Annotated in this window: 11 protein-coding genes and 1 pseudogene; 11 read left to right on the top strand and 1 reads right to left on the bottom strand. The window is 50.9% G+C overall.

Annotated features, from left to right (window positions below; genetic code table 11):
* The 4 genes and pseudogenes from D1646_RS07950 to D1646_RS07935 all read left to right on the top strand — a co-directional run.
* Positions 1–849: pseudogene (locus D1646_RS07950) on the top strand (type IV secretory system conjugative DNA transfer family protein); the annotation flags it as partial.
* A gap of 90 nt (positions 850–939) precedes the next feature.
* The gene (locus tag D1646_RS07945) at positions 940–2,817 is read left to right on the top strand and encodes a recombinase family protein (RefSeq protein WP_160635951.1); all 1,878 of its coding nucleotides are present in this window, start codon (positions 940–942) and stop codon (positions 2,815–2,817) included.
* A gap of 23 nt (positions 2,818–2,840) precedes the next feature.
* Positions 2,841–3,194 (top strand): TnpV protein, encoded by a 354-nt coding sequence (locus D1646_RS07940; RefSeq protein WP_201754598.1) that lies wholly within the window; start codon positions 2,841–2,843, stop codon positions 3,192–3,194.
* An 11-nt stretch (positions 3,195–3,205) separates the two neighbouring features.
* Positions 3,206–3,505: a hypothetical protein gene (locus tag D1646_RS07935; RefSeq protein ID WP_160635949.1), complete on the top strand. Its 300-nt coding sequence runs from the start codon at positions 3,206–3,208 to the stop codon at positions 3,503–3,505.
* Positions 3,506–3,531: 26 nt separating this feature from the next.
* Here D1646_RS07935 and D1646_RS07930 read toward each other — a convergent pair whose 3' ends face one another.
* Positions 3,532–3,903, bottom strand: coding sequence for a helix-turn-helix transcriptional regulator (locus D1646_RS07930; RefSeq protein ID WP_160266995.1), 372 nt, complete (start codon positions 3,901–3,903; stop codon positions 3,532–3,534).
* Between the two features lie 169 nt (positions 3,904–4,072).
* Between D1646_RS07930 and D1646_RS07925 the strand changes: the two genes are divergently transcribed.
* From D1646_RS07925 to D1646_RS07895, 7 genes are all read left to right on the top strand, one after another.
* Positions 4,073–4,642 carry a TetR/AcrR family transcriptional regulator gene (locus D1646_RS07925; RefSeq protein ID WP_160635948.1) on the top strand — a complete coding sequence of 190 codons (570 nt, stop codon included), beginning with the start codon at positions 4,073–4,075 and terminating at the stop codon, positions 4,640–4,642.
* A gap of 63 nt (positions 4,643–4,705) precedes the next feature.
* Positions 4,706–5,920, top strand: coding sequence for a cation diffusion facilitator family transporter (locus D1646_RS07920; RefSeq protein ID WP_160635947.1), 1,215 nt, complete (start codon positions 4,706–4,708; stop codon positions 5,918–5,920).
* Positions 5,917–7,296 carry an MATE family efflux transporter gene (locus D1646_RS07915; RefSeq protein ID WP_160635946.1) on the top strand — a complete coding sequence of 460 codons (1,380 nt, stop codon included), beginning with the start codon at positions 5,917–5,919 and terminating at the stop codon, positions 7,294–7,296. Before D1646_RS07920 ends, D1646_RS07915 begins: the two co-directional genes overlap by 4 nt.
* Entirely contained in the window at positions 7,293–7,661 is a 369-nt protein-coding gene (locus D1646_RS07910) for a metal-dependent transcriptional regulator (RefSeq protein ID WP_160635952.1), read from the top strand. The genes D1646_RS07915 and D1646_RS07910 overlap by 4 nt, the downstream gene beginning before the upstream one ends.
* Before the next feature lie 439 nt (positions 7,662–8,100).
* Entirely contained in the window at positions 8,101–8,508 is a 408-nt protein-coding gene (locus tag D1646_RS07905; protein ID WP_160635945.1) for a sigma factor-like helix-turn-helix DNA-binding protein, read from the top strand.
* A 102-nt stretch (positions 8,509–8,610) separates the two neighbouring features.
* Positions 8,611–9,078, top strand: a complete 468-nt coding sequence (locus D1646_RS07900; RefSeq protein ID WP_160635944.1) for a sigma-70 family RNA polymerase sigma factor — start codon at positions 8,611–8,613, stop codon at positions 9,076–9,078.
* Positions 9,079–9,085: 7 nt separating this feature from the next.
* A partial coding sequence (locus tag D1646_RS07895; RefSeq protein ID WP_160635943.1) for a DUF3847 domain-containing protein occupies positions 9,086–9,341 on the top strand: 256 nt, incomplete at its 3' end.

The following is a 9,341-nucleotide window of genomic DNA, read 5'->3' as shown; positions in this document are numbered from 1 at the left end:
GATTTGGCCCACAAGCTGGTGGGGATGGTGGCGGCCCTCGGCCCGGCCTTTGCCGACTTCGCGCCGGGGCTCAATCCTTTTGACTGGCTCACTGGCATCGCGGGGGCCGTGGCGATCCGGCTGATTATCTACCAGAAAAGCAAAAAAGCCCAAAAATACCGCCGGGATGAAGAATATGGTTCGGCCCGCTGGGGAACGGAAAAAGACATCAAGCCGTTCACCGACCCCAGGTTTGAGAACAACATCATTCTGACCGGGACGGAATTTCTCACCACCAACACCCGGCCCGCCGTCCCCGCCAACGCCCGGAACCTGAATTGCTGTGTTGTCGGTTCCTCCGGCTCCGGCAAGACCCGGTTCTGGCTTACCCCGCAATTACTCCAGGCCCATTCCTCCTATGTGGTGGTAGACCCAAAAGGCGGGGTGCTGGAGCAGGCGGGCTTTTTCCTGCAACGGAAAAAGGGATATAAAATCAAGGTTTTTAACAGCATTGATTTTTCCCGCTCCATGCACTACAACCCGTTAGCGTATATCCGCAACGAGGCCGATATTTTGAAATTCGTCAATACCTTAATCGCCAACACCAAAGGCGAGGGCAAGGAGGGCGACCCGTTCTGGACGAAATCAGAAACGCTTTTATACTGCGCCCTTATCGCCTATATCATCTTCGAGGGCCCGGACGAGGACAAGAACATGAACACGCTGGTAGACATGATTTCCGGCATGGAGGTCAAGGAGGACGATGACGATTTCATGAACGCGGTGGACTATATGTTCGCCGGGCTGGAAAAGCGCAAGCCGGACTGTTTCGCGGTCAAGCAGTACAAAAAGTACAAGCTGGCCAGCGGTGATTTATGCTCTAAGAGACTTGTTTATCCGATTTTTCGGTAAAGAAGTAGAGACTCTTAGAGCATTTTTCATTGAAGGAGGATTGTGCCAATGCTGAAAACCAAAATCACCCCATTGTACGAAAGATTAAGCCGTGACGATGAATTAAACGGGGACAGTTTTTCAATCCAGAATCAAAAATTTATGTTAGAGGACTATGCCCGCCGGAATGGTTTTCCTAATCCAACCCATTTTACTGATGACGGTATTTCTGGAACTCGTTTCGACAGACCCGGCTTCACCGCTATGATGGAGCAAGTCGAGGCGGGCAACGTGGAGGCAATCATTGTCAAGGACATGAGCCGCCTGGGACGTGACTATCTGAAAGTTGGTCAGGTAATGGAAATTCTCCGCCAGCGGGGAGTGCGGCTGATTGCCATTAACGACAATGTAGACACCGCCAAGGGGGACAGTGATATGACCCCGTTTCTGAACATCATGTATGAGTTTTATGCCCGTGATACCAGCAGGAAGATAAAATCCGTATTCAAGGCTAAAGGCATGAGCGGCAAGCACATGACCGGAACCGTCATTTACGGCTACCTGTGGGACGAGAAACGGGAAAACTGGATTGTGGATGAAGAAGCTGCCGCCATTGTCCGGCGCATCTTCGCTATGACCCTGGAAGGCTATGGCCCCTATCAGATAGCCACCCGGCTGGCCGCTGACAAAATCGAAATCCCTTCCGTCCACCTTGCCCGGTATGGCGAGGGCGTGAACCAGAATCGCGCTATCAAGGACATTTACGGCTGGGGATCGTCAACCATTGTCAACATTCTGAAAAAGCGAGAATACTTAGGCCATACGGTCAATTTCAAGACGCAAAAGCACTTCAAGGACAAGAAAAGTCACTATGTCGATGAAAGCGAGTGGACGATTTTCGAGAATACCCATGAGCCAATCATTACGCAGGAAATGTATGATAACGTCCAGCGCATCCGCGCCAATGTCCGCCGCTACCCTGACGGCTGGGGCGAGGCCGCACCGCTGACCGGGCTTCTCTATTGCGCCGACTGTGGCGGCAAGATGTATGTCCACCGGGTCAACAACGGCAAACGGGTTTCGCAGTACACTTGCTCCCAGTATAGCAAAGTCCCCGTGGGAACCCTCTGCCCCACCCAACACCGCATAGCGGAAAAGGTAGTCCTGTCCCTTGTCTCCGATACGCTCCACGCCATAGCCGACTACGCCAAGACTGACCGGGCTGCGTTCATCCGCACCGTCCAGGAGGCCCAAGTCAACCAGCAGGACAGCGACATCAAGAAGAAGCGGCGCAGGCTGGCGGCGGCACAGAAGCGGGCTGGAGAGTTAGAACGGCTGATGTGTAAGATTTACGAGGACAATGCCCTGGGCCGTCTGTCAGATGCCCGGTATGCCGCCCTGGACGCACAGTACGCCAAGGAGCAGGAGGCGCTTTCCAAGGAGATCACCGAGTTGGAGAAGTCCGTCAAAGGCTACGACCAGGGTAAGCGGTCTGCCGAGAAATTCATCGCCATGATTGACAAATACCAGAATTTTGACACCATGACCACGACCATGCTCAATGAGTTTGTCGAGAAAATCCTTGTCCATGAGCGTGACCAGAAGGGCCGTCAGGACACCGGGCAGGAGGTAGAAATCTACTTCAATTTCGTTGGAAAGTACATCCCGCCCACCTTGAAGGAGGCGGAGCCGACCCCGGAGGAATTGGAGGAACTTCGGAAGAAGAACGAGCGCCGGGAGCGGGCGCACCGGGCCTACCTTCAGCGCAAGGCCAGCGGAGCGCAGAAGCGGTATGAGGACAAAATCAAAGCGGCGAAAAAGGCTGAAATGGACGCGAAAAAGGACGCTATCCGGGCCGAGGATATGGCAAAGGGAATCTATACCCCCGTGGGCAAGCTGCCCCGGAAGGAACCGCAGAGGGCGGCACAGGCCAGTGCAGCAGTTTGAGAATGCGAAAGGAGATTGTCACTATGGAATTGACTTATACTCGTGTAGGAGATTATTATATCCCTAATCTGGTAGCGGACGAGCCGGAGTCGGTCAGGACGGTGGGCAAGTACGGCAGTCTGCGGCGTACTTACTTGAAGCAGCACAAGCATGACTTGTGGCGGGAGCTGGCAGGCAGTGGAAAACTCACCGCCCACCTGCTGGACATTGACGATACCGCCCAGGAGTGGATGGACAGGATGCTCCCGCAGATGATGGAGGCCGCTGGTGTGACCGAGGAATTGAAAGCCTCTGACCAGATGGCGTGGGTAGGGCTGATGAATAATTGCCGGGCCAGAGTGGAAGAAATCATTATGGCAGATTTGATTTATGTTTAGGGGGCGATTTGATGCTGACATTTGAGAAAGTGCTTGCAATTTTCGATGATTACCTTCAGCAAGACCCGCTCTATGAAGTTGTGTTCACTAAACACGGTTATGCGTTAATGGCTTGGGAACCTGCGCGGAGTACTTGGTATAGTGCGGAGCATATGGCCACGCCGGAGGTTTTGCTGGACAGCCTGCTGGACGCTTACGCAAGTTTTATGGAAGATCAGATAACCGACAATGAGCGGGATTTGACCGAACAGGAAACTGCGGAGATAAAACGTCAGTGTGATTTGCTCCGGGCAAAGTGCATGGGCCAATAGCGGCAGAGCGGGACAGGAGGGCGCGGTCAAGCGTCCTCCTGTCCGTTTGGTTGGGCCTGTTCAATCTGCACGATTTCTTTTGCTGTTGCGGTCACGATCCGCAGCCCGTTATCGTTTATACCATCCAGCAGAGCATCAAGCTGACGGCGCTGGGTATTCTTTCCTGTGGGCCGCTCTAAAAGGAATTGGTCAACCGATATGTTGTAGCGCAGCATTAACTCGAAAAAGATTTGCAGACTTGGGTGCTGGCCCTTGTTCTCAATGTTGGCAAGATAGCGCGGGGATAAGTACATCTCGTCACATACCTTTTTCCGGCTCTCTTTACGTTCCAGCCGCGCCGCTTTGATTGCCGCCCCAAAAGCCTTAAAGTCATATCGTGGTACTGGCCTTTTTGCCATATTCATATCACCCTGTTACATTCTACCGTTCCTCTTTTGCTTTGAATATGTCTATATAGTTCTATTGAGTAGCTAAAATAATTCATATTATTTGTGGACGTAAAAAAGGACTTGACAAAATCTACACTCCCGATTATAATTGAACATAAATTCAATATTGGAGGGCGCTATGGCACAGGTATTGAAAGACGAGATACGGGAGAAAATTCTTGCTGCGGCTTTAGATGAATTTTTTGATAGAGGGTACAAACTGGCTGCTATGCGTAATATTGCGGCCAAGGCGCAAATCCCTACCGGCCTTATCTATTCTTACTACAAGAACAAGGCTGATTTGTTTGATGCCATCCTCCGTCCTGTGCTGTATGATTGGGAGCGGGTATTGACCGCTGGCGAAGCAGACGAAAGCAAACACAGCAACACAGAAATCTATGGGTTAAGCAAGGCGGAAACAGAATGCTTGCTAAACCTCTTTGCCCATCGGAAAGAATTTATCATCCTGATCGACAAGAGCGGCGGCACAAAGTATGAATGCGAAAAGGAACGTTTTGTTCAAGATATAGAAGCGCATTTGTTGGAGCATCGGGACGACAACTCCGCCGACACAGTTTTCATCCACATTATTGCAAACAATTTTGTGGATGGCCTCATGCAGATCATGTATCACTACAAGGGAAAGGAATGGGCGATTATGATTTTACACAAATTATCCAAAATGTATTTGTCGGGGATCGGTCTTTAGACCGGTTCCTTTTTTTATTGAACAATAATGAACTATCGTTCAAAATTAAAGGAGGAACAGCCTATGATGGCTCAACTAATCAAGCTGTATTTCAAAGGAAAGCCAAACACATCAAACACCGCAGTAAAAAAAGCGTATGCCTCACTGTCCAGCATCGCAGGCATTATCCTGAATCTGCTCTTGTGTACGGCAAAAATCATGACCGGGTTTTTCAGTCGGTCGGTTGCCATATCTGCGGACGGATTTAACAACCTGTCAGACGCAGGAATTTCACTTATGACGCTTTTAGGGTTTCAGATCGCGAGGTATGGCAGGGGAAGTACCCACCCGTTCGGTCATGGACGCTTTGAGTGGATCATGGGGATTTTTGCATCCCTTGCCGTGGTGCTGATGGGAGGCCAGCTAATCCATACTTCTCTCCAATCCATCCTCCACCCTCAAACGCCGTTATTCAGCGTAGCAACCGTAATCATCCTGGCGCTGTCCATCTTGGTAAAAGGCTATATGTATTTTTACAACCATCAGTTTGCAAAGGTTACAAATTCTGAAACGCTGAAAGCAACTGCCACGGACTGTATCAGCGATGCCGCCGCTACAGGAGCGGTTTTGCTCTCAACAGTAATCAGCCATGTGACAGGCTGGCAGATTGACGGCTACTGTGGCGTATTGGTATCTGCCTTTATTGTGATTGCGGGGACAAAAAGCCTTTGGGAAGTGCTGGGGCGGGTCATGGGCCAAGCCACCGACCAGAGTATCATTGACGATGTTCTGCGGGCTGTTGAAACATACCCGGAAATTGCGGCAGTACGGAATCTGATGGTGCATGATTATGGGTTCGGCTATTTTGTGATCTCCCTGCGAATTGAGGGGTACAGAAAAGACAGCGAACAGCTTTACAACGCAATTCACGAAATATCCTGCGCCTTATACCAGCAGTTTCATTGTGACTGTTTCATCCAAGTGGACTATCTCATAGATGACGATGGGTTGACGGCATATTTGCGGGATAAAGTCAAATTTGTTCTACAAAAGTACAGCGGCAAGGTCAGCATAGACCATTTCCGGCTGATTGAAAGCGGCGGCTATACCACAATTTCACTCGATCTTCTCTATCCTGCTGAGCTGCAAAAAAGCGAGGAAGTCATTTGTCGGGAGATTGAAATGGAATTAGAGAGCGAAAATCCTCAATACCGTACAATCATCAAAAGTATTCTTCGGCGGGAGCGATATGGTTCCCACCGTCGAAATAAATCCAAAAATCAGGAGGACAACAAATGAACCAGCAAAGCAACAACCGAATCAGCATCATGCGGGACGAGCCGGTAGCGGCCTCGTTGATGAAGTTAGGCATACCGACCATGATCGGTATGCTGATCTCCGCACTCTACAACGCCATCGACGCCTATTTTGTCAGCGGCCTGGGTATGAGCCAGATGGGGGCGGTGTCTGTTGTATTTCCCATCGTACAGATCGTTATTGGCTTGGGGATGATGTTTGGGGCCGGAGCATCGTCCTATATCTCCCGGTCACTTGGAAAGGGAGATAACGCAGAAGCCAATCGAACCGCCTCCACCGCTCTTTTTGCCAGCATTTTTGTAGGAGCGGTCATTATCGCAGGGATTATGGTATTCCTCGACCCTGTGCTGATGTCGCTGGGGGCGACTGATACGATTTTGCCTTATGCGAGAGCCTACGCCCAAATCTATGTGACTGGCTCCATCATCAATGTGTTTACTGTCACAATGAACAACCTTCTGACGGCGCAGGGTGCTACCCGGTTCACCATGATCTCTATGCTCACCGGCAGTATCATCAACATCATTTTAGACCCGATTATGATTTATGCCCTGGATTGGGGCATTGAGGGCGCGGCCATTGCCACGGTGATTTCGCTGGGCGTCAACATGGCCCTTTATATTGGGTACATAGCAACAAAGCAAGGTGTTCTACGGCTGTCGCTGCGGAATATCTGTCTTTCACCCCAGCTTTTGGGCGAGATTTTGAAAATCGGTATTCCTGTGCTTCTGTTCCAGCTTCTTGCCAGCGCGTCTATGGGACTTACCAACAGCGCGGCAAAGCCTTATGGGGACTATGCTGTGGCGGCGATGGGGGCTGTAATCCGTATTATGACCGTTGGGACTTACATCGTCTTTGGCTTCTTGAAAGGTTTCCAGCCGTTTGCCGGATATAACTACGGCGCAAAGCAATTTGACCGGCTGAAAAAGGCCATCCGCCTTTGCCTCATTTGGTCTACAACATTTGGCATGATCGCGGCTATCGTACTCTTTGCCTTTGCGGAACCAATTGTATCCATTTTTGGAACCGATGCAGAAATGGTAAATCTGGCAGGCAAGGCCCTCCGGCTGAACGCAATACTGTTTGTCACCTTTGGTTTTCAGATGGTATATGCAAGTCTTTATCTCTCCATCGGAAAAAGTCTGGTGGGTGGACTGTTGAGTTTGAGCCGACAGGGAATTTTCTTCCTGCCGCTGATCTACATACTGCCTCGGCTGTTCCAGTTGTCTGGGGTCATTTGGGTTCAACCAGCAGCCGACTTGCTGACAACCGCAGTTACCTTCATTTTTGCAATCAAAATCAATCGTGCTTTAACCGTAGAAACATCTGCATATCCACAAGGGGGTGAACCAACCTGACATTAGGTAAATCCTCGGAGGACTATTTAGAGGCCATTTTGATGCTTCACCAGAAAAGGGGGGGCATCAGATCGGTTGACCTTGCCGGATATATGGGATATTCAAAACCAAGTGTCAGCCATGCGGTAAAGAACCTGCGGACTGGCGGATTTCTGGTCATAGATGAAAACGGCTGTCTTTGTTTGACCGATAAAGGACGAACAGTTGCTGAAAAGATTTATGAACGCCGCCAATTTTTCATGGAGCAGCTAATCGCTGCTGGTGTCGATCAGGAAACAGCAGAGCAAGACGCCCACCAGATAGAACACGCAATCAGCGACCTGTCATTTCAAAAGCTGAAAGAAAAAGCACAGCAGACCGATTAGCGCACATCAGTTCTGCTGTTACAGGACTTGCCTGCCCCCAACGGGGAAAGAAAAAAACCGTTGGTCGAGGCAGCTAATTTCCTGCGCCCAATTTACATGATGCCAAATCGGACGGCGGTTTTCGGAGATGAAAGCCGCTGTCCGATTGTTTGTGGAACTGGCGGCTGATAGGAGGCAGCCGCCATGAGGTATATAACCATTCGATCATACCAGATAGAAGCCGCACCGTCAAAAAAAGCCAAGCCACCGCCGAGGAATATTCCATCCATGAGTATGAACTGTCCAATCATCTAAATAGCTGTTTCAATTCCAATGCACCTGTCTGCATCTTTCAGACAGGTGCATTTCTGTTGCTTAGTCGCGGCATCGTACTCCGGTGCCGCTCCCCGCCCCCTGTTCAGATTCCGCAAACCCCAAATCTGAACAGGAGGATAACACGATGGAGATCACCATCAAGATCAATGGACGCATGACGGTTGTTGAAGTCAGCGCCGAGGTTGCGGAGGTTATGGACGCAGGACGGCGCAAGGCCGAGAACCTTTCCCATGAACAACGGCGGCATTGGGACGGACGTGAATTTGACGAGTACATAGTCGCTGCCGAGGGCCTTATGCCCTGCCAGTATACCCCGGAGGAATTGGCCTGCCAGCAGGAAACGCTGGACGAGATTTTCAGTGTTTTGGATACCTGCACCCCCACCCAGCGGGAGCGGTTTTTGTTGTTTGCGCTGGATGGCTACACCTATACCGAAATCAGTAGAATGTGTAACTGCTCCAAGGTGGCAGTACATCAGAGCATCAAAGCTGTTCGGGAAAAGTTTTTGAAATTTTTCTCGCAGGAGCATTAACGAAACACTGATTTGAGGCTTACCCAGGTGAGGGAAGTCCCCTCACATCACCGAGGGGGACAAGCGGGTGCTTGTCCCCCTTTGAACTAAGGAGGTCAGCCCATGCCAATCATCAACCTGCGGAAGTATTACTATCCCACCATCCGAAAGGACGCCTTTGTCGAGGTCAGCGGTGAGGTGGCCGAAGCCCTGGAAGAAGGACTGCGCATTGAGCGGCGGCAGGAGAAAAAGAAGCTGTACCACAGGGTCTTTTCTATGGACACCAACGACTGGACACAGCTTCACATTTCCATCTATGCGCAATCGCCGGAGGATGTGCTTCTCCGGGCAGAAGAACACGCTGAACAGGAGCGTAATCTATCCCGCATGGCCGAAGCCTTTGCCCATCTGACCCCCACCCAGGCCCGCCGCATCCGCGCCCGGTACATGGGTGGAAAGAAGCTGCGGGAGATTGGAGAATTGGAAGGGACAGGTGAATCCGAAGCTGGTCATTCCGTTCGCTCCGGCATCCGACGTATGCGGCGGTATTTCATTCAGCAAAAGTGGCTGAACGCACAAAAGGAGGATTGACGCACAAATGGAAAAATCATTGGAGGCTAAAAAGACTGAGGCGGAGAAGGAAGTCCGCCAGTTGGAAAACCAGCAGAAGATACTTCTGAACCGAATCCGCAAGGAAGAACGCAACGCCCGGAACCATCGCCTGATTGTGCATGGCGCGATTATGGAGGGCGTGTTCCCCTTCACCGCCAGCATGGACGGCGAATCCCTCAAAGCGTTCCTAATCGCCCTTTCCACCCTGCCGGGAGCATGGGAAACGGCGCAAAAGGCACAGA

The sequence above is a fragment of the Pseudoflavonifractor sp. 60 genome (assembly GCF_009911645.1).
Classification (GTDB): Bacteria; Bacillota; Clostridia; order Oscillospirales; family Oscillospiraceae; genus Lawsonibacter.
This window is presented reverse-complemented; position numbering and strand designations above follow the sequence as displayed.